Origin of the sequence: Bradyrhizobium sp. Bra64, from assembly GCF_024519875.1 — a bacterium.
In the GTDB taxonomy this organism is placed as follows: Bacteria; Pseudomonadota; Alphaproteobacteria; order Rhizobiales; family Xanthobacteraceae; genus Bradyrhizobium; species Bradyrhizobium japonicum_G.
In genome coordinates this window covers 1,489,988-1,509,893 of record NZ_JALJRD010000001.1, presented here as the reverse complement: position 1 = coordinate 1,509,893, position 19,906 = coordinate 1,489,988, and the positions used below count along the sequence as shown (strand labels likewise).

At 60.5% G+C, this 19,906-nt stretch carries 17 protein-coding genes; 9 read left to right on the top strand and 8 right to left on the bottom strand.

The genetic code is table 11. The features are described 5' to 3' along the window. Nucleotides 1-9: 9 nt before the first annotated feature. Nucleotides 10-1,284 (top strand): glycosyltransferase family 4 protein, encoded by a 1,275-nt coding sequence (locus NR187_RS07180; RefSeq protein ID WP_256806137.1) that lies wholly within the window; start codon nt 10-12, stop codon nt 1,282-1,284. Next, a complete protein-coding gene (locus NR187_RS07175; protein WP_256806136.1) occupies nt 1,278-2,615 on the top strand; it encodes a hypothetical protein in 1,338 nt (445 codons plus the stop codon). Before NR187_RS07180 ends, NR187_RS07175 begins: the two co-directional genes overlap by 7 nt. A gap of 78 nt (nt 2,616-2,693) precedes the next feature. On the opposite strand, the gene NR187_RS07170 is transcribed toward NR187_RS07175, so the two are convergent. Then, a complete protein-coding gene (locus NR187_RS07170; protein WP_256806135.1) occupies nt 2,694-3,548 on the bottom strand; it encodes a class I SAM-dependent methyltransferase in 855 nt (284 codons plus the stop codon). A 68-nt stretch (nt 3,549-3,616) separates the two neighbouring features. Next, nucleotides 3,617-5,269, bottom strand: a complete 1,653-nt coding sequence (locus NR187_RS07165) for a polysaccharide biosynthesis/export family protein (RefSeq protein WP_211384703.1) — start codon at nt 5,267-5,269, stop codon at nt 3,617-3,619. Between the two features lie 270 nt (nt 5,270-5,539). On the opposite strand from NR187_RS07165, the gene NR187_RS07160 reads away from it, so the two are divergent. The 5 genes from NR187_RS07160 to NR187_RS07140 all read left to right on the top strand — a co-directional run bounded on the left by NR187_RS07160 (nt 5,540) and on the right by NR187_RS07140 (nt 9,944). Next, on the top strand, nt 5,540-7,231 hold the full coding sequence (locus NR187_RS07160; RefSeq protein ID WP_256806134.1) for a hypothetical protein: 1,692 nt from the start codon (nt 5,540-5,542) through the stop codon (nt 7,229-7,231). Nucleotides 7,232-7,325: 94 nt separating this feature from the next. After that, nucleotides 7,326-8,369, top strand: a complete 1,044-nt coding sequence (locus NR187_RS07155; protein ID WP_256806133.1) for a TAXI family TRAP transporter solute-binding subunit — start codon at nt 7,326-7,328, stop codon at nt 8,367-8,369. Next, the gene (locus NR187_RS07150; RefSeq protein WP_256806132.1) at nt 8,366-8,986 is read left to right on the top strand and encodes a hypothetical protein; all 621 of its coding nucleotides are present in this window, start codon (nt 8,366-8,368) and stop codon (nt 8,984-8,986) included. Before NR187_RS07155 ends, NR187_RS07150 begins: the two co-directional genes overlap by 4 nt. A 36-nt stretch (nt 8,987-9,022) precedes the next feature. Further along, nucleotides 9,023-9,622, top strand: a complete 600-nt coding sequence (locus NR187_RS07145; protein ID WP_256806131.1) for a DsrE family protein — start codon at nt 9,023-9,025, stop codon at nt 9,620-9,622. Between the two features lie 94 nt (nt 9,623-9,716). Then, the gene (locus NR187_RS07140; protein WP_256806130.1) at nt 9,717-9,944 is read left to right on the top strand and encodes a hypothetical protein; all 228 of its coding nucleotides are present in this window, start codon (nt 9,717-9,719) and stop codon (nt 9,942-9,944) included. A 120-nt stretch (nt 9,945-10,064) separates the two neighbouring features. On the opposite strand, the gene NR187_RS07135 is transcribed toward NR187_RS07140, so the two are convergent. Then, nucleotides 10,065-10,508: a cupin domain-containing protein gene (locus NR187_RS07135; protein WP_372702964.1), complete on the bottom strand. Its 444-nt coding sequence runs from the start codon at nt 10,506-10,508 to the stop codon at nt 10,065-10,067. A gap of 1,555 nt (nt 10,509-12,063) precedes the next feature. Further along, a complete protein-coding gene (gene galE / locus NR187_RS07130) occupies nt 12,064-13,056 on the bottom strand; it encodes a UDP-glucose 4-epimerase GalE (RefSeq protein ID WP_256806129.1) in 993 nt (330 codons plus the stop codon). A gap of 401 nt (nt 13,057-13,457) precedes the next feature. Between galE and NR187_RS07125 the strand changes: the two genes are divergently transcribed. Further along, nucleotides 13,458-13,703, top strand: coding sequence for a DUF1488 family protein (locus tag NR187_RS07125; RefSeq protein ID WP_211384698.1), 246 nt, complete (start codon nt 13,458-13,460; stop codon nt 13,701-13,703). Between the two features lie 857 nt (nt 13,704-14,560). Next, nucleotides 14,561-14,800, top strand: coding sequence for a cold-shock protein (locus NR187_RS07120; RefSeq protein WP_211384697.1), 240 nt, complete (start codon nt 14,561-14,563; stop codon nt 14,798-14,800). A gap of 39 nt (nt 14,801-14,839) precedes the next feature. On the opposite strand, the gene NR187_RS07115 is transcribed toward NR187_RS07120, so the two are convergent. The 4 genes from NR187_RS07115 to NR187_RS07100 form a co-directional block, all read right to left on the bottom strand. Beyond that, nucleotides 14,840-15,556 carry a hypothetical protein gene (locus NR187_RS07115; RefSeq protein WP_256806128.1) on the bottom strand — a complete coding sequence of 239 codons (717 nt, stop codon included), beginning with the start codon at nt 15,554-15,556 and terminating at the stop codon, nt 14,840-14,842. A 465-nt stretch (nt 15,557-16,021) separates the two neighbouring features. Then, nucleotides 16,022-17,227, bottom strand: a complete 1,206-nt coding sequence (locus NR187_RS07110) for a glycosyltransferase family 4 protein (RefSeq protein ID WP_256806127.1) — start codon at nt 17,225-17,227, stop codon at nt 16,022-16,024. Between the two features lie 17 nt (nt 17,228-17,244). Further along, nucleotides 17,245-18,378, bottom strand: coding sequence for a radical SAM protein (locus NR187_RS07105; protein ID WP_256806126.1), 1,134 nt, complete (start codon nt 18,376-18,378; stop codon nt 17,245-17,247). 1 nt (nt 18,379) lies between these two features. Further along, nucleotides 18,380-19,735 (bottom strand): glycosyltransferase family 4 protein, encoded by a 1,356-nt coding sequence (locus tag NR187_RS07100; RefSeq protein ID WP_256806125.1) that lies wholly within the window; start codon nt 19,733-19,735, stop codon nt 18,380-18,382. Between the last annotated feature and the right edge of the window lie 171 nt (nt 19,736-19,906).

The following is a 19,906-nucleotide window of genomic DNA, read 5'->3' as shown; positions in this document are numbered from 1 at the left end:
AGGCCGATCATGCGCATCCTGCTGCTGTCGCAATTCTATCCTCCGGTGATCGGAGGCGAGGAGCGACACGTCCGTAACCTCGGCAGGGCACTGGCGCAGCGCGGCCATAGTGTAAGCGTCGGGACCTTCATGCATCCCGGATCACCAGAGACTGAGTTCGACGGCGCAGTCCGCGTGCGTCGCCTGCGCGGCACAGTCCAGCGCCTGTCAAATCTCCACGCCGATTCCGAGCGCCGCCACGCCCCACCCTTCCCCGATCCCGGATTGCTGCTGGCGCTGAAGCGGCTAGTCGCAGAGGAGAGGCCGGACATCGTCCACGCCCATAACTGGATCTACGCCTCCTTTCTGCCGCTCAGGCTTCTCGGTGGCGCGCCCCTCGTGGTGACGCTCCATGATTACGGCCTCGTCTGCGCCAGGAAGAACTTCATGCACCTGGGCACGCATCTGTGCGATGGCCCGCGACTCGCGAAGTGCCTGCCCTGCGCCACCGCTCACTACGGCGCCGTGAAAGCCACCGCGACGACGCTTGGCAACTGGGCATCAAGTTTCGTCGCGCGGCGCGTGGTCGACCGCTTCATCGCGGTGAGCCACGCGGTGGCGCGACACACCGGTCTCACCGGAGGCCGCACGCCCTACGAGGTCATCCCAAACTTCGTGCCCGATGATGTCGGCGTACTTGGCTCGGAAGATCCCTGCCTGCGGCAGCTGCCGAAAAATGGATTCATCCTGTTCGTCGGTGACATGATGCGGCTCAAGGGCATCGACGTTCTCCTGAAGGCCTATGCCCGGCTCGAGCGGGCGCCGCCGCTGATCCTGATCGGACGCCGGGTCGCCGATACGCCAACCGTGTTTCCGCCGAACGTTCGCGTTTTCAACAACTGGCCACATTCCGCCATCATGCATGCATGGCACAGATCGCTGTTCGGCGTGCTGCCCTCGGTCGGGCCGGAAGCTTGCGCGACCGTCATCATGGAAGCAATGGCGTCCGGCAAAGCCGTCGTCGCGACAGACGTCGGTGGTATGCCGGATCTCGTCGATCACGGCGAAACGGGCCTTCTCGTGCCGCCGGGCGACCCGCAAGCCTTGGCCCGCGCGATGCAATCACTTCTGGACGACCGCACCTTGCTGGCCCACCTCGAGTCGAAAAGTCTCGCCCGGGTGGGGCGTCTCAAGGCCGGTGCGGTCGTGACCCGGATCGAGCAGGTCTACCGCGACGTGCTGCGCCCGGCCGCCAGCCGGGTCGAGCCGCCGGCAAAGCAATGTTCGGGAGAGCCATCATGCTAGCGCTCGCATGGACGTTCATCGCGCGCCTACCCAGGACGCTTCGAAAGAGCGCGATTTTCTTCACGAATTCGGGCGCACTGGCGATCGGAACGATAGCGTCGGCGGGTCTTGGATTTGTCTATTGGTGGCTCGCCGCGCGGATGTTCCCGCCGGAGGTGATCGGCAACGCCTCCGGCCTTCTGTCCGTGATGGGCCTCATTGCTCTCCTGGGGGAGGCCGGAGTCGGGACCTTGCTGATCGGCGAAATCGTCCGGCATCCCGGCCAGGGGGCCGGGCTTGCGGCCGCGGCGGCATGTATCGCGGCGACGCTGGCGCTCGGCCTGGCCTTGTTGTTTGTCATCGCCGAAGGACAACTCAGCTCGGCCAGCCCGATCGGCGGCTGGTCCGAGGCCTGCCTGTTCGTCCTTGGCTGTAGCCTGACCGCACTCAGCTTCGTGCTCGAGCAGGCGCTGGTAGGCAGTCTGCGCAGCGGCGCCAGGATGGTCCGGCAAGTGCTGTTCTCGACGCTCAAGCTGATGCTGATCGCCGCTGCCGCCACCGCCGGACTTGCCTCCAATGCCGCGATTCTTCTCACCTGGGTGGTCGGCCTGCTCGCATCCTGGATCGGTCTCGATCTCTTGACTCGAGGTGGTGCGCGTAGCCTCGTCGGAGCGCCCGATTTCGGGCTGCTCCATGCTCTTCGCGGCAAGGTGCTCGGCCATTACGCGCTTGATGTCTCCGTCCAGGCTCCCGCCATCATCATGCCATACCTTGTGCTGGTCCTCCTGTCCCCGACCATCAACGCCGCCTTCGCAACCTTGTGGATGCTGGTCTCGATGGCCGCGCTGATTCCGGCAGCCTTGGCCACAGTCCTGTTCCCCGTGGTCAGAGCAAACTCCAGACAATTCGGTCACGACCTGCTGGTGTCGCTGACCGCGTCACTGCTCTTCTCCCTGGTCTGCGCCGTCGTTGTCTTCGCCTATTCGCGGCAACTCCTTGCGCTCTTCAATCCGGCCTATCCGGAGATCGCCGGTTCGAGCATGCGCTTGCTCGGATTCAGCCTTCTGGGACTTACGCTCAAGTTTCATGGCTGCACGCTGGCGCGGCTTGGCGACAAGATGCGCAAGGCGTCTGTCTGGTTCGCGCTTGGCGGATTGCTGGATATCGGCTTCGCGGTCGCTGGCGCAAAACTTGGCGGACTGCAAGGCCTGGTCCTGGGCTGGATACTCGCCGTCAGCATCGAGGGGACGTGTGCGGCCCTCGTGTTGGCCTTCGCAACGAAGCTGGATTCTGCCGCCGGCTCAGTGCGCGAAGGCATGGCCCGCCCCAAGAAAACTCCGATCACGGTGTAGGGGCATCATCCGCAAAATTGGATGCCTGCGGACCATCGTGATCGGCGCCGCCGGAGGCTTGTTCTGAGTCTCGCGCGATTATTTGGTTGCAATTGCCGTGATGCCCATCAGGACGCCGGCCAATTGATTGCGCCGCAAACGCGCCGGGAGGCGTTGCAGAGCCCATTCGACGCCGCGCATCAGGCGATAGGGTGGCGTGGCGAGCCGATATCCGGCGGTCACCAGGGGGAACTCGACTCGGCGGAAGCCGGCCCTGAGCATCAGGGCGCGCAGCGAACGGTAGTCATATTCGCGCATGTGCATGCCCGTCGCCACATCGTCGACGAGCGCAGAAATGTCGTGCGGCCCCGTAACGATGCTCGGCGTCGTACACACGTAACGCCCGCCACGCCTGAGCACCCGGTGGATCTCCCGGAGCTGGTCCTTGGCGTCCTCGACGTGCAGATGCTCCATGAGCTGATCCGAATTCGCCAGATCGACGGAGTTGTCCGCGAGCGGAATGTCGACCCCATCGGTCTTCACGAATCGGAAATTCGCCGGAGCGGCGGGGAAATTCACAAGAGCATCCGTGACATCCAAGCCGAGCACCTCACGGGCGACGCTGGACAGCGCGTAGGGCAGCAGGGCGTCACCGGCGCCGATCTCCAGATACACGCCGCCGCGCTCCATCAGAGGCTTGAGCAGCCTGACTTGTCTCGCAACCCGGTCCGGCCGCGAGCTGCCGGCGGCTTTTTGCGGATGGTCCGGCAGGCTGTTGAACAGTTCCGAATAGACTTCGGCATAGAGACGGGAGCGCTCGTCGCCGGTGGCGGCCCGCAGACGATCCGCGAGCCGGCGCTCGAGTTCGTAGTGCGCGATCAGGCGCTCGGGCGATCGAGTGTCCTTCAAGCGCCGCTGGATCGCCCTATAGTCGGGCTTCAGCTTCGTCGACACAGGCGCTTCCGATCCGATTTGGCTGCCAGCAGGCCCATCACCTTTGCGGTTCAATCTCCCGAACGCCATCACTTCGGACCGGCCCTCTTGTCCGCGACAGCGCGACCGGTCGTATCGGCACGATCGGCGGGACGCCCGGCCGGCAGTCTCTCGCCCGCCGGCGAGGTCGCGACCGGCGCGCCGGCCCGCTCTTTTGTCTCGCTTTCGCCCGTGATGATGTTGACGAGGTCACCAGGTAGCAACACGCTCATCCCCGCGGAGGCGATGGCGACCGGTCCGGCTGCAGTCTGCCGCACGACCTCGTAGGTCACCCGGTTCGCCTCCTTCGCAAACTGGGCACGGGTCGCCGGCAATGTGCTAAGCACGCCTTCGCTGATGTTGAACTCGCGCTCATTGTCCGCAATCTGGCGCTCGATCGTCTCGATCTCGACCTCCAGATCGTTCTTGACATCGGCCTGGACCTTCATTGCCTCGGCCTCCATGGAAGCGAGGCGCTGCTTGGCCATCCCGTACTGATTGAGGGCATCCCGCCGACGTTGCTCGGCGTCGGTCAACTCGCTCTGGACCTGATTGAGTACCGTCATGCTGAGAACGTTGCGGTCCACGAGCGTCCGCATGCTGCTGACGCGATCCTGGCGCAGCTTGACGAGCTCGTCGAGCGCCTCCGTGCGCCCGTATACAGCAACATCCTGCTTGGCCGAATCCAATGCGGTCAGGATGGCGTGCTCGCGGTTCTTGCGGGCCGTAGCGACGGCCTTGCGTCGGTCGCTCTGCTCATTGACGAGATTGGCGGCCTCGGTCGAGCCGACCAATTCCAGCAGCCGGAGCGGAATCTTTGGTTCGGTCCCTTCGCGCTCGGCCTTCAGCACCGCCGCACGCGCCAATAACTTCAGCATGGCATCGACCGCCGCACTGCGCCTCTGGATTTCCCGCACAGCTTCGATCTTTTGCCATGGCTCATTGGTACCCCGATCAAGCCCCCCGGCCAGCGCGATCGCATGAAGGACCGTCATGCCGGGCACGTATTTGAACGAGCCCGCATTCTTGACCGGTCCCAGCACGTAAATAGGCGAGCGCTCCACCGACAGAATGTTGATCATACCTTTGCGGCCCAGCAGCTGATCGAATCGCTCCAGCAGCTCGGTTTGCACCTGTTGCGCTGACCGATCGACGACCGGAATGGAGCCGAGCAAGGGCACAGAAATCTTGCCGTCCTCCTCGACGGCGTATTCCCCGCTCAGTTCCGGGCGCTGCAGGATGCCGCGTAGAGCCGACGCGGACGATGAGCGCCCCCACTTGTCTTCCTCGACGTCAACGCGCTCGTAGAACGCGAGCTTGAGCCGGTCGCCGACGACGAAAAGGCCAGCCGCCGGCGCGTCCAGCGGCATGCCGACCGTTCTCGGGCGCTCAGTCATGGTGGGGACGGCAAGGATGGCGCTCCGTTCGATCAGCGCTGCGCCCGGCGCCTGAGCTCCGAGCACGCCGGCGGATTCAGCCATGGCCTGACCCGGCTGGTCTTGCTGTGTACCGATTGCAGCGGACACCTTCTGCACGAGGGCTCCGGAGGCAACCTCGACCGCCTCCCAATTCCTGGCCGCTCCGGCCCCCAGAAGCGCGAGCCCGGAGACGGCCCCCAGGAACAACAGCAGGGGTTTCTTTCCCCTGCGCAAAGCTACGTTGGGCAGTCGAATGACGGGCTCGGATTTTCCCTTGGCATCCATGGTGAATGGTTCTCGATTTCGATGGCAGCAATCCCGCCGCATCCGTCACTGGGTGCAAACGTGGACAACAAGTACGATAACGCTGCCCATCGTGGCCTCTGAAGATCACAGGCACAACGACCCTTTGTGGGCATCCCTGGAGGTACCTCTTCTGAGCAGGGAAAGGGGGAAGCGAGGGTCCTCCATGCGAGTAATAGGAATCACGGATAGGCGGCGCGCATAATGATGCACCTGTAACGAACCGCACCATCATGCGACGGGTCACTGCAAATGGGTCGCACGGCCATTCTTCATTTGAACACCACCTGCGACGTCGCAGATACGTCGCGCCGTGCTTGCGACGAGACGCTGTTCGCGCCGGAGACGGCAAGACACCTGTCCGGGCTGGGATGGTTCGCGCCCCTGTGGCTGGCGGCGGCTATGCTCGTGATCACGTCCATTCCGGACGCGCAGGCGTCCGCCGATCACGCGCGATACGTCGTGGATGCACGACAGGCGAGTGTTTCCGACCATCGCGACTCAATGCGGCTCGCGCAAGCGGCAGCAACCGAAAGAGGAGAGCCGCAGCAGTCTCCGGAACTGGAGCCGCGCGGGCCTGACGCGCTGTCCTGCGAACTCGGCAATGCGAAACACGATATCGAGCTCCTGCAAGGTCTCGCACACGAGCACGATCGAGCCGAACAGCTGGAGCAGGCGTTGACGGCGGCGCGACGCGACGTCGATGCTCAGACAGCACTTGCGGCAAAGACGAGCGACGAGGTTGTCCAGCTCAAGCAGGCGGCGGAAGGTGGCCGCGTGGAATTACAGGAATCCCTGCAACAGCAGCGCGACCGGGCCGGCCGGCTCGAGCAGGCGCTTGCAGTCGCGCATCGTGACGTCGATACTCAGACAGCACTCGCGACAAAGGCGAGCGACGAGGCCGCCCAGCTGAAGCAGGCAGCGGAAGGTGGCTTGGCGGAGTTGCAGCAATCCCTGCAACAGGAGCGGGATCGGAACGGTCAGCTGGAGCAGGTGATCGCAGCCGCGCGACGCGATATCGATGTGCAAACGGCGCGAGCGGCAGCGGCGAGCGACGAGGTCGCCAGGCTGACGCAAGCTGAAAAAGCTGGCGCCGCGGAACAGAGACGATCGATGCAGAAGGAGCGCGAGAGAGCCGATGCGCTGGCGCAGGATCTCTCGATGGCACGCAGCAAGGTCTACGCCTACGAAGCTCAAGCCGCCAAAGCCAGCGAGGAAGCGGCACAGCTCAAACAGGCGGAGGCGAGCGATACCGCCTCGCTGGGGCAATCGCAGCAACGGGAGCGCGAGCGGGTCGAGCAGCTGGCTCGGGATCTTGCTAAAGCAGGCCGCGAGCTCGACGCGCAGACCGAGCGGGCGTCCAAGGCGAGCGACGAAGTCGTGTGGATCAAGCAGGCCAGAGAGCGCGACTCGGCCGAGTTGCGCAGCTTGTTGCAGCGTGAGCGCGAGCGGGCCGAGGGACTGGAAAGAACTCTTGCATTGGCGCGTCACGACAACGGCGCACTTGTGGCGAAAGGTCTCACCGCTGCGTCTCAGTTCGCTACCACCGGCCAGGCCGCGCGCGAGGCGCCGGCACGGCCACTCCAGGACCGGCCTGCCCAAGATGAGCCAGTCCAAGACCAGGCTATGGTGGCGCGCAGCCCAGACGATGCGCAGGTCAATCCTGACGAAGGGATGCAAGTAGCGAGGCTGATCGCGCGCGCAAGCTTGCTGCTTGAACGGGGCGACATCGGCGCGGCGCGAATCGTGCTGGAGCACGTCGCCCGAATGGGCAGTGCGCAGGCAGTGTTCGTGCTCGCGGAAACCTACGATCCGCTGACGCTTCCCAGTTTTGGAACTTATGGAACCCACAGCGACGCGAGCAAGGCGCGTGATCTCTATGCGCGGGCCGAAGCCGGAGGAGTCGAGGAGGCGAAGGCGCGATTCGAAGCGTTGGGTCGATAGCGCGGTCCCGTGCGGCCATTTTTCCAAACGACCACGCGCTATCGAGATCCGAAAGCGCTGACGCGCATGAGGCATGTGTAGAGGACCTTGGGCAATGAAAAGGCTTACTGGATTGCATCGGCTGATCTTGCTCGCGGCGTTTGCACCATTCCTCCTGGCCCTCCCGCCTTGGGCGGATGCCCGGCCGCAGAATAATCGGCCTCACAAGGTTCGTCTGGTGCGGCCCGAGCCGCCGCAGCCAAGGCCTGAGGCGATCTCTATGAACGCCTGGACGATCGGCCTGGCTGGAGGCCTGCTTGAGGGCGCCCCGATCCGCCTGGCGGCGGAGATCGCCCGTGTGGTCGACGACGGAGACAACATGCATGTTCTGCCGATCGTCACTCGCGGAGCCACTGAAAATCTGAATTCCCTGCTCTATTTACGCGGCATCGATGCGGCCATCATCAACTCCGACGCGCTCGAGGAATACAAGAGCCAGGTGCCGGACATCCAGCGACGGATTGCGTATGTCCTGAATCTGTTCCCGTCCGAGCTGCACATCTTCGTTCGACCCGAGATTCGGAGCTTGAGTGATCTCGCCGGCAAGAAGGTCAACTTCAATACGCGGGGCACAGCCGCGGCCTATTCGGGGCCGCTGATCTTCAGCCGGCTCAATCTCGAGGTGGAAAAGACGTTCATTCCGCATCAAATCGCGCTCGAACAGATGCGCAAGGGCGAGATGGCAGCCGTCGTCTTCATTACCTCGAAGCCGGTGGATGCCTTTGTGCGCGGCCGCTGGGAGCCGGGTTTCAAGTTCCTGCCCCTCACATACGACAGCAAGTTCGAGGACTATTATCTTCCTGCCGCCCTCGATGGGGCTGACTATCCCAATCTGATCAAACCGGGCGAACGGGTTTCAACGATCGCGGTGCCGACCGCTCTGGTCGCCTTCAATTGGCCGGCCAACTCGAATCGCTCCGAGCGCGTCGCGCGCTTCATCGACCACCTGTTCTCCCGGATCGACAGATTACAGGGGCCCGGTTTCGATCCAAAGTGGAGATCCATCAACCTCGCCGCAACGGTTCCGGGTCTCACGCGCGTCCCTGCGGCGCAGGCGTGGCTGAATCGCCAGCCTCGCGCAACACAAGCATCGCAATGACACGGGCCGCGATGCTTCTTCTTGTTGCGCTCGGGGGTGCAGGCGGCATTGCGTTGGCCCAGGACCCCATGACGCAGCTCCGTTCCTGTCTTCAGAAGGAACACGCGGAGCGCCTGGCGTGTCTGAATAAATTGACGCGTACCGTCACGCCTCAGCATCGCCTGACGCCGGAAGACGACTGGATCGTCAGCCAAACGACCTCCCCCATAGACTACTCACCGATCGCGACCGCTACGACATCGTCGCGCGGTGGGACCGGCGAGCCCTCAATGCAATTATCGATCCGCTGTCGCAGCGGCCGGACGGAGCTAGTGCTCGCGGGACCCGGCATCTCCCGCGGAGACGGTGACGATGCAATTTCCTATCGCGTCAATGATAGTCCTGCGGTGCAGGTCGCGGCAGCCATCCCGGCATTCGGTCCCGGCGTCGCGTTCGCAGGAGACGTCGTTCGCTTGCTGCAGTCGCTTCCAGACAGCGGGGACCTCATTGTCCTGCTTTCACCGCGGGGCGGCGCTGCCCGTGACGGAACGTTCTCCCTCGCCGGGCTGGACGCGGCGCGTGCGAAGATGGCCGCGGCGTGCAAATGGCCGCGCGCGATCGCGACACCAAATCATTGATGGCGTGCATATGATTTTCTTCAATGGAGGCGGATAATGATCAGGCTTCAACATATTGCCAAAGCGGCCGCGATGGCAGCGATCGCCGTTCTGGTTTCCGCATCGTTTGCGGCCGCGGAGCAGGGCGGAAAATACTGGACCCCGGCAGACGGGCAACCCGTCCCGCATAAGGCGAGCCATGAGAGGCAGCAGGTCGCGAAGCCGACGACGGCGACGTGGAAGCACTCCGCGTTTGCCCGCATGGAGGCTTCGGCCACACCGAAGAAAAGAGAACATCATTTGATCCTGCAGGTGAATACCAACGACCCCGCAGCGATGAATCTCGCGCTTAACAACGCAACCAATGTGGCGCAATATTACAAGGACGCTGGCGAGAAGGTGAAGATCGAGGTCGTCACGTTCGGGCCCGGCCTGCACATGCTGCGTGGCGACACCTCGCCGGTAAAGGCACGCATTGAGGAGATGGCCCTGAGCACGCCCGAGGTCTCGTTCAAGGCCTGCGGCAACACCCAGGAGAAGATGAAGAAGGCCGAGGATAAGGACATACCGATTGTTCGTCAGGCGGAAATCGTGAAATCTGGCGTCGTGCGTGTCATGGAATTGCAGGAGCTGGGCTGGACCTACGTCAAGCCGTGACAGGTACCTACGGCGACGTCGGCCGCCATGCCTAAGAACATTTCCTTTGAACTTCGCGGCGTCGAGCACTGTCTCTTTCACTACTGAGAAGGCCATGCCGGAATCAGCCTGCACCAATCTCGGGTTTCCTCCGGGCTCACGGGTCCAGGTAAAGCCTGAAGCCGGCGCTCGCTTGGCTGGAAAGACCGGACGCGTCATCGGCGGCGGATTTTATCCGAGAAGCCTGCGTGTGGTTCTGGACGGATCGAAGGTCCCAATCACTCTGCATGTGAACTATGTGGCGGCGATCGATGACGACATCGACCCGGGGAAGCCGGATTAAAGCATGGGTCGGGGCCTGACTGGAATCGACTCCCGCGCCAGGGTCGTTCCAATTCGATCGAGAGAAGTGATGCTCGCATTGAGCGACTTCTTTCGTGTCCGGCTATTAAGTTGCATCCCGTCAAGTAAGTCGCGACGCTGCAGGTTGGCTAGGCATCAGTGACTTGAGCTTGTTGGCGGCACGGATGGCGAGGCCCAGCGGAGACGGATTGTTGAGCCGGCAGAAGGCGACCTTCTTCACACTATCTTCGACGTGCCATTTGGCACGCGCCCCGGTACGGAACACGATCACGTCTCCGACTCCATAACGCGTCGGAGGAGCCCCATCGACCTCGAGCAGGATTGATCCTTCGAGAATCACGACGGTCTCGTCGAAATCGTAATGCCAGTTGAACTTGCCCTGGGTGCAGGACCAGATCATGGTCCAGGCAGTCTTACAGGCGCTCGTCGACACAAGGTGCGAACAAGCTTCCGGATTGCCTTCAATGATCCACGACGGCTCAATCGGAGCAGGCTTCAGATTGACCATCTCGCAATATGCCGCTTCAACAAGTTCGCGCATCAACGCCTCGAATGCATCATTCGCATTGCTTGATAGACATTGGGCCCCATCTCCCGCCCACCTCGGCATATTGAGGCGCCCGGCGAAGCCCGTGAAGATGCCGCCTTGTCGCACTCCCCTTACGAGGTACCTCGTCCCGGCAGCTTCACGGATGATGTTTTGCGCTGCCTTTTGGCGATCGACGGCTCCGCGACTCTCCTGGATGGCGCCTCGCAAAATGCTTGCATCAACACCGCGCAGCTCGTGTTTCCACTTGGGCTGTCGAATTCGTGGCCGGTCACGAAGGACGACGTCAGCTTCAGGCACTACCTCCTGCCCACCGCGCGAAGATGAATTCGTCCTTGGTGGTTCGCCTGCGGCGGGGACGCGAAGAGTTTCCGGCCTTCATCGATCAGGATCTGTACTCCGTCATGCAGTGTCAGCCCGTACTTCAGCAAACCTCTGCGTATTCTTCGATTCTGCCCGAGGTGTCGGTGGGAAGGGAGAGACGCTCACGCCGGCGCCTTCGTCCGGCACGATATCTCGCCCGGCGCGAGCTCGCCTGCCCAACCTCCAGCAGGCACACGATCATTCCGCCTCGAACAGCTGAGACTGCAGGTAAGCACTTGCCTGCTCCCTGGGATTCAAAATCCTGCAGAGCGCCATATGGCCCTTCGAAGCGGGATCGGTTCTCCTCTACGACTGCATGGCGGCTTATCGGCCGGACAACATGAGGGTTCACATCCACTTCAAGCACTATTTCAACAGCAGCGCGGCACAGCCGCCCCAATGCGTCACTGATGATGTAGAACAAAAGTGGAAAAATACCCGCTATGTCGGGCGGCTCTGACCCAGATAGAGAACTGAGGAAGCGGTTCTGCCGGTCGGCCTTCGAGTCGGCTTCGCCTCTGCTTGAGCGAGCAAAGTAGAGCACGATGCCGCGAGGGGACTCGCCGGTCGGCCGCCAAAAACACCGTTTGAAGAACCGTTTTAGTTCGGCGCTCTCAAACGGTTTCTCTCGCTAAGGTCTTGATCTTGTATGGTGGGCGCACCAGGGCTCGAACCTGGGACCCGCTGATTAAGAGATAGCGACGGGTTGAGAACCATCAATGACTTACCGGTCGCGAACTAGGGCTTATCCGGCCGCAATCGGGCATCTGTCGCACGACCACGATACTCGCTGCGCTGAGGATGTTGGGAACGACTGAAATTGAAGAGTACAACGGATAGATCAAGAGGCGCCGCTTAACTCGCCAGGCGGGGGGAGGCCTAGCGCTTGGCGCAAGCTCGGACCGTCGCAATCCGTGCGGAATAAGCCGCTACATTGCGCTCCGGTAGTAGCCCGTGGACCAGTTCCTCCAAGCCGCTCGGAAGATAGGGGACCTGCAACCTGATGCCGTCAGGCGCCGGCCTCTAACCACTCCTGCATGCGACCAGCCACCGTACCGGGCGTGCCGGCAATCCACCGGTGGTTCTCCCCGCTCCATAGCAATCCCCGTGCACAGCGATGCCCCGGGCTTGTCGCAACCCATCAGCACGGTTGACCTCGATGCGCCAAGCCGGACTACTGGCTCGTACGTTATAATCGCGTGAGCGGATGCGCCTTCTGGTGCCAGGCCCAGGCGGTGCGGATCACAGTCGGCAGGTCGGAATGGCGCGGCACGAAGTTAAGAACTTTTCGTGCGGCGGAGGGGTCGGCGACCAGATAGGTGGGATCGCCGGCGCGGCGCGGCTTGACGGTGTGCGGCACCTCACGGCCGGTCTCCTGCCGGATCGCGCCCAGGATCTCGCGCACCGAAAAGCCGGAGCCGGTGCCGAGATTGAAGCTACCGCCGGCATGTCCCTGTTCCAGCAGCTTCAGCGCCGCGACATGCGCGGCGGCGAGGTCGGTGACATGGATGTAGTCGCGGATCGCGGTGCCGTCGGGCGTGTCGTAGTCATCGCCGAACACCGCGAAGTCGACATGGCCCTGGAGAGCCATCATGGCGCGCGGAATGAGGTGGGTCTCGTTGTCGCGCAACTCGCCGATGCCGCCGGCCGGATCGGCACCGCTGGCGTTGAAATAGCGCAGGCAGAACGCGCCGAAGCCATAGGCCGCGCGGTAATCGGCGAGCATCCGCTCGATCATCCATTTCGACGCGCCATAGGGATTGATCGGCGCACAGGGGAAGTCTTCCGGCAGTTCCTTGGAATCGGCGTTGCCGTAGACGGCGCCGGTCGAGGAGAACACGATGCGATGGCAATCGGCGTTGCGCATCGCCTGGAGCAGCGACAGCGTGCCCTGCAAATTGTTGATGTAGTACTTCTGCGGGTCGGTCATGGATTCGCCGACAAGGCTCGCCGCCGCGAAATGCATCACGGCCGTGACCTTGTGATCGGCGAAGGCGCGCGCCAGCGCTGCGCCGTCGAGAAGGTCGCCGGTCACCAGGGGGCCGGCAACGAAGCTGCGATGACCCGTCGAAAGATTGTCATAAACGACGGGCTGATAGCCGGCGGCGGCCAGGGCGCGGCAGGCATGCGAGCCAATATAGCCGGCGCCTCCCGTGACGAGGACAGTCGGTCGGTCGGTCATGGTTGCTACCCCGAAGCGAAGTCACTAATCGCCAATCAATCGTCGACAGCATAAAATCTGAGCAGAGCGCACCAGTACGAGCTTCAACCATCCATGATCCCTTTGCGGCGCAATCGAGGGCGACGCTGGTTCGGACCAGCGGACCAGAGACAGCTATTGCGGAGAGCCGATAGCAAACTCCTTTGGCATGAGGCGATTTGATGCCGGGGCCGGTCCCACAACTTGACCGTGATCAGATTCAACATTGCTTTATTTCCCTAGCTTCCATCTCGTGCAAGGCAGTCTTCGCCGGCATAGGGCGTAGTGCGAAAGAAACTCCTGAACCCCGGAGCAAACTCCAACGAAGAATTGCACAACGGAGATCCGCTGCGATGCCCCTTCGACATGACCCTTCCGGAGAGATGACCGTTGTTGACCAACATTCGGGCATCCTGTTCGCGATGTTTGACGGTCCCAAACGAGTGATCTGCAAAGTTGATTGGGACGCTCTTATTGATCGCGCAGCGGTCGATGGCGCCGATGAAATGGACATTCGAGCGACCTTTCATCGGCATCGCGAGGCCATCCAAGCTATAGCCAGCCAGAACTATGATGCGGAGCAAGCAAGCCCGATTGTCACGACTTACCAGCTCACCCCGCTTCCCTGACCTCGAGACCCTTGCCTCTTCGTAACAGCCTGAAAAGGAGCGCTATAGTGTTGGCCCCGCAGACCACCAAGCGAAAGGTTGCTCCGCCATGGAGTCATCACGAGATCGAGCAGGTACGGTTCCTCATTTTAGAGGGAAAGAGCTTGCACGCCGTTTCACGACGCCTTGGAAGAACACCACAAGCTGTGAGAAAGATCGTTAGCAGGCTAAAGCTTCCACTCCGACTTGTCGATCTGGCGAGGTGAATCGGCTTCAATCTCCGGCACTCGACTGACGTCATCTCACGCGGACGGTCGGAGAATATCACAAATGCCTGTCAAACTTGCGCTTCCCGACGAAACCAAGGCAGGCACCTGCTCTGCTAATCGCCTCCTCGTCGCGAATCGCTTTCGCCCCAGACCCTGGTTGTCGCGAAAGAGGTGCGTTGTGCGACATTCCATATTGCCGTAGCTCTTTCTTGGCTTAACCAGGCTTTCAGATCGCGATCGCTTTAACACTGCGTCTTTGCAACTAATCGCGAGATGCAGCATTTAAGTCGATCGACGTTTCGAGAGGCGCTTGCGCCTACAGCACACGCAAGGCAGGAGGCATATCTGCAAATAAACGCGGCATATTGCTTATTTGCGCAGCAACACTTGACGTATCTATTGTGGGGATGTGAGCATTGGGCCACGAGTTCCGATTCATACGCAGCATTTTTGCAGCGCCGGTTAGTCTGAATGAACGAAACTCACCCCTCATCGGACCAAGGGGTAACAACCGGGGTTTGAGCAAAAGAAGTCATTCTACGCCCGATGTGAATTTCTACGCTTCGCAATCTTTACGTCGGACTAGATCATGCGGATGCCGGAGGAACTTTGGCTAACGGATTCGTAGTCTGGTTCAATAAGTTTAAGGGTTACGGCTTCATAAGGCCCGACGGCGGAGGCAAGGACATATTCGTTCATATGTCCGCCGTCGAGGAAGCCGGCATTTCGACGTTGATTGAAGGGCAAAGAGTGAGCTACGAGCTCGCTTCCGTCGCAGGCAGGGTAACGGCCAGTCAGCTGCGAGTCGGTATCCAGGAATCTAAACAGGAATCGAGTTCTGCAGAATGAAAGGATATTTCGTGTTCCCGACAGTTCAAAATCTGCGTCTCACGTTCGGCGATACCGGAGTTTGAGGTTCTCGACCATGTCGTTGTAACGACCAATAAGGTCTATCAGCTCGCCCCCATGATCCGACAAAAAACCAGCGATGCTGGAACTCACGATTTGTGCGGTCGCGTCGATCTCTCCCAATAGCTCGCGCCGCGCAGCGTCACAGTACTCCGCGATGAGTGCGTCAGCGATCGACAACTCGCTTGCAATCCTCATGGTCTCGAACGTTGGCGCTTCGTGCTGCGGCACAACTTCGAACCAGCGATCTACCCGCGTGTTCCGCCCGCCCGCCCTCGTTCGAGGAGAGCCATCAGCAACCGCTCTTTCAACGTCGATAGAAAGCAACTCTAGCGTTTCGTCGTGAAGGCGATCGAGCTCAGTCATGGAGTGATCAAACATGCTGCTCAGCTGCGTGAGCTGTAGCCACGCGAGTCTCAAATGTTGATACGGCGACAATTGGTCACGGATCCAGGGATAGCTGCCGGCAACAATGCGGCAAACGATCAGATCGCCGTATACGGTCCGCAGCTTAAGAAGCGCAGCAAGCTCCGCTTTCAGGCGCTGATGAATGGCCGATATCGCTCCTGTCATCCGCTCCGGCACGAACTCGAATGACGGATCGGACAGGCGCACTAAATTTTCACCGGCCAGCTCGATGATCGAAACAATCTGCTCGTCAATCTCACCGGTCGTTAGCTCATCCACCCTGCTCATTCTCACATAATCCAGCAACGCCCGGCGCTTCGACACCTGGCCAGCTTCATCGGGCCGGCGAATCCCCGACCCGGAGCCTCTCAGGGTTCGACGGCTTTCGGAAGCCCCAATCTATGTCCATTATCTAGGCAATGGGAGAAATCCAGCTTGTGCTGGCGGCTGGCCGACCGATCGGATCCGGTCGCAGAGCCCGTGGCTCCCCGAGGTTTCGGTCGCGGGCTACAGACTCTGGCCGCCACGCCCATCGACCATGGCCGACGCTATCGCCAGACCATAGTTGCGGGAGGACCGCAAGAGCTGAGATCTCAGCACTGAGAACCGGGGACGCCCGACTTGAAATCAAGCTCCGAGTAACAGCCATAATCCTCGGCACCGCCAGCCCGGGAGCGGCATCGCTTCAACCCGATCAACGTATGGGGCGCCAATATGCTGCCAGACTTTGTCGTCGAAAGCACTGGCAATGCCTCAATGGTTGGCTGGTCTGCCGTATGCCGATTGTTGCGACCTTGCGCTGGCGCCCCAGCTTGCGCGCGATAGATCGTCTTGCTGCCGTGTCCGGCCGAGCAGGTCATCATAGATATCCGACGTTCTCGATGCGATATCGGACCAATCGTACCGCAAGGCGCTTTCGCGACGTACCATTTCGCGCTCAGACGCGCTCAGACGCGTCTTTGTCAGCACCAACAGCTTCGCACCCAACTCCTCACAATCACCGACATGGAAAATGTGCTCGGGATCGCCCACCACCTCCAGGTTAGGTGCGATATCGCTTACCAGCACCGGCAATCCATAGCTAAGCGCTTCAAGCAGAACGATCGGCAATCCCTCATGCGACGACGGCAAAACAAACAGTGCCGCATGGGCGTAGAGTTGTCGCAGCCCGTCGCCGGTCTGAAACCCGGCCATGACAACGTTCTGGTGGCGGGCCGCCTCTCTAACCAGCTGATCCGCGTACTCATTCTGGTGGTCGATCTTTCCAACTATGGCGAGCTTCCATCCCGGCATTGCCGTAGCCAGGAATGCGCGCAAAAGATCGAGCTGCCGCTTCTCAGGAACAAGCCGGCCGACCGTCAATACGTATCGTCCCGGCTCCAATCCCAACCCGACCACCTGTTCGCTTTGCTGCGGCAAGTCCGAGAACACCACGCCATTCGGCACCACCTCGCAGGGTTTGCCATATTTGGAAGTGATGAGTTCGCCTATGCTGCGACTGACTGCGATGCGCTTGCTAGCATAGCGCATTCCGACAGCTTCGCCGGTCCTCAGGACCATACGCGCCGCCCAGCCCCATTTTTCCCTATTGTAGTCCTCACCATGATGCGTGACGACGACCCGCAGGCCGACAGCACGAAGCAACGGCGTTACAATTGCAGGACCTATACCGTGAATGTGCACCAACGCCGGCCGCCGCACCATTGCGACAAGTGCGCAGACTACGGAATGGAGCAGAGTCTCCAGATACTTGTTACTTAGAGTCCACAGTCGCAGTACCCGCACCCCCTTCCAGACTTTGGGGACATTCGGGGCGACGTAAGGAGATCGCATGCAGACGGTAACCCCCCTGCCTAGCTCGACCAACCTTGGTGCGAGATTTTCTGCATGCGTCTCGATACCACCCTGAATTTGAGGGAAGCCACGGAAGCCGAACATGTAGATCTCACGCCTTCTCATCTGGACTTCCTTCCAATCTAATTGTTCATAAATGTTCGCAGCGGGTAATGCTCGTCCGGGGTTATGCGGCCCTTGACCAGCCGGGCCTTGACATTTTTGTTCAAGAACGACGTTCGCTCGACATGCGGCGATGGACGCACGTCGGAATAATCAATATAGCTGTCAAAGCATATGCTCTTGCCGATCGAGACCTTGAGCTTGTTCTTGATGACCCATAACAACGGCTCGCCTTTCGGAAGCTGAGGGACCAGGTTGGACCGCATCGCGGTCCGCGCGGTCGTCACCATCCAGCAGTTCTGCCCACAGCTCGCGACCTTTTTCCGTGTCTGCTGAGCGGCCTCGCTGTTCATGATCTCGCTCCATGATTCCCGCGCAAGATTTCCCATGGGCAGATCCGAGCGGACGTTGCAAGCCCATACGTCCGACCACGGGTCGATGAAGGCAAAATCCTTACCCGCACTGCACGGGATCAACCGATCATGACCGAGAATCTTCTCGATCAGGCCAAGGTTCAGGTAGGCCCGAAACCAGTTCTTTGGCTTCGGACTACGCAGCATCGCCGAAATAAGCCCTTCAACCTTCCGCGCGACTGCCTTCCGATCATAGAAGTAATTGTCGTTCTTGTAGAACTGCCACGCATTGTGAAGCGTGGAAGTTGCCAGCTCGAATCCTTCCTTGCGAGCGAACTCATAGACATTGACGAGCTGATCGACGTTTTCGTCCTGGATGACCATCGCAAAGCCGAGGTCGGTGCCGCCGGCTTCGCGCAGCATACGAAGTCCCGCGATCTTGGTGCTGTAACCGTCCTTCTCCCCGCGAATTCTATCGCTGGTCTCCTGATCGCCCTCGAGCGAGAAGCGTACCTTGATGTTGGGGTGTTTCTTGATGATCGGAACGAGGCGCTCCGGATGCAGCCCGTTCGACGATATTTCCGTCACTCTTGCCTTCGGATAGAGAAGATCGATCATCTCTTCGAGGTCTTTGCGAAGCGTCGGCTCTCCACCCGACACATTCAAATTGTCGAAGCCGGATGGAAGCTTCGACAACGTAGCCAGCGACACCTCTTCCTTCGGCTCGGTCGGATTCTGCCAGATGTAACACATCTGACACTTGGAGTTGCAGCGGAACGTGGAAATGACGGTAAGGTCCATTTTATGATCCAACTTTCCTGTGTAAGCCGACTGATGCAATCAGATCCTCGTATAACGAGAGTAACGCCGCACCGTGTTTCTCGAGCGAGTACTCGTTCTCGACGGTCTTGCGTGCGTTGCGACCGAACACCTCGCGACGACTGCGGTCGACCAGGAGAGTTCTGACCTTTTCAGAGAGTGGAATAACGTCGCCAGGGTCAAACAACAGACCTGTCGTCCCGTCTCTGACCAACTCGGGAATTCCGCCAATGCGGGAAGCGACGATTGGCTTGCCATGCGCCATCGCCTCAAGAATCGAGAGAGGACTGTTTTCGTGCCACACCGAGGGCACGACAATCAAACCCGCCTCCCTGATTGTGCGCTCGAGGTCGATGCCCATGAGATGCCCTCTGAACTCCGCCGCGGGGTATTTCCGCCGAAGCTCATCGAAAAGCGGTCCAGTGCCGGCGATTACCAGCCGCCAGGCGCCTTGGGCGGTCGCATGAGCTTTAAGGAGATCCTCAACGCCTTTTTCAGGCGACAGGCGCCCGAAATACAGTGCGTATCCGTCATCGCCGACAGAGGTATCGATACGCGATGCGTCGATCCCGTTTGGAATATGAACCACCTTATCTGCACCGAACCGACGGACGATGGCCTCATACATGAACTTGCTCGGCGCAATGAATTTTCCGACGCGATGATAGCTTCCCAGCAGCGCGTGATAGCGCGCCTCCGCCCAAAGCAAGGCGCTGCGCCCTAGAGAACCGTCGGCGCAACGACGAGCGAGAATCGTCTCGAAGGCGCCGTCGCCGCATCTCGCACACACCTGTCCGTTGCTTAGCTGCGTATAGACGGGACACACCGGTTTGTAGTCGTGAAGCGTGAGAACGACGGGAACCCCCATTTCCGCTGCTGCGGTGACGATCGAGGGAGTGAGCTGGTGATAGATGTTATGACAGTGCAATATGTCCGGCTTCTCATCTCGGATGAGGCGCGTAATTTGCGAGACAGCTTCGGATGAATGAATAAAGGATAATGCCGATCTCAGCTTTTCGCGTCTGGATGATGCGCGATACGATTTCTGCGAGACGAAGTACGATTGGAAGCGTGATGGAATATTTCGATCGTCATTCATGGAGAATTCGACGACATCAACATTCCGCCTGCGCATCAACTCCATCTCGTCGAACATCACGACTTCGGAGCCGCCGTTACGAAAGAAGAACTTGTTCGCAAACAACACTTTCATAGCGTTCCGACCCGATCCGCCAAGCCGTTCTCGTCTAGAAGACGGGACATCCTGCTCCGGACTCAGCCTTGAGCGCGCCACCGAAACAGCGATTTCTTCGCTGAAATCGAACGAAGGCTCCGTCATCGCCGCGGTCCTTTTCTGGAGACCGAAACAGGCCACACTGCGGGGCGGACACCAACGCCTGCAGGATGGTGTTCGGTCGGGCAGGCTGATCTCGTCGCAACTACAACCATCAGCAGGATGATAGGCGACCGCTATGCGCCGATATTGACGGCCGTCAACTCGCCACCAGTG

Excerpts from the sequence above, each read along its gene's own strand:
- galE (WP_256806129.1), bottom strand. The coding sequence starts at position 13,056 with ATGACCGACCGACCGACTGTCCTCGTCACGGGAGGCGCCGGCTATATT.
- NR187_RS07115 (WP_256806128.1), bottom strand. The coding sequence starts at position 15,556 with ATGAGCAGGGTGGATGAGCTAACGACCGGTGAGATTGACGAGCAGATT.
- NR187_RS07100 (WP_256806125.1), bottom strand. The coding sequence starts at position 19,735 with ATGACGGAGCCTTCGTTCGATTTCAGCGAAGAAATCGCTGTTTCGGTG.
- NR187_RS07105 (WP_256806126.1), bottom strand. The coding sequence starts at position 18,378 with ATGGACCTTACCGTCATTTCCACGTTCCGCTGCAACTCCAAGTGTCAG.
- NR187_RS07165 (WP_211384703.1), bottom strand. The coding sequence starts at position 5,269 with ATGGATGCCAAGGGAAAATCCGAGCCCGTCATTCGACTGCCCAACGTA.
- NR187_RS07145 (WP_256806131.1), top strand. The coding sequence starts at position 9,023 with ATGATCAGGCTTCAACATATTGCCAAAGCGGCCGCGATGGCAGCGATC.
- NR187_RS07150 (WP_256806132.1), top strand. The coding sequence starts at position 8,366 with ATGACACGGGCCGCGATGCTTCTTCTTGTTGCGCTCGGGGGTGCAGGC.
- NR187_RS07110 (WP_256806127.1), bottom strand. The coding sequence starts at position 17,227 with ATGAGAAGGCGTGAGATCTACATGTTCGGCTTCCGTGGCTTCCCTCAA.
- NR187_RS07175 (WP_256806136.1), top strand. The coding sequence starts at position 1,278 with ATGCTAGCGCTCGCATGGACGTTCATCGCGCGCCTACCCAGGACGCTT.
- NR187_RS07155 (WP_256806133.1), top strand. The coding sequence starts at position 7,326 with ATGAAAAGGCTTACTGGATTGCATCGGCTGATCTTGCTCGCGGCGTTT.
- NR187_RS07180 (WP_256806137.1), top strand. The coding sequence starts at position 10 with ATGCGCATCCTGCTGCTGTCGCAATTCTATCCTCCGGTGATCGGAGGC.
- NR187_RS07140 (WP_256806130.1), top strand. The coding sequence starts at position 9,717 with ATGCCGGAATCAGCCTGCACCAATCTCGGGTTTCCTCCGGGCTCACGG.
- NR187_RS07125 (WP_211384698.1), top strand. The coding sequence starts at position 13,458 with ATGACCGTTGTTGACCAACATTCGGGCATCCTGTTCGCGATGTTTGAC.
- NR187_RS07160 (WP_256806134.1), top strand. The coding sequence starts at position 5,540 with ATGGGTCGCACGGCCATTCTTCATTTGAACACCACCTGCGACGTCGCA.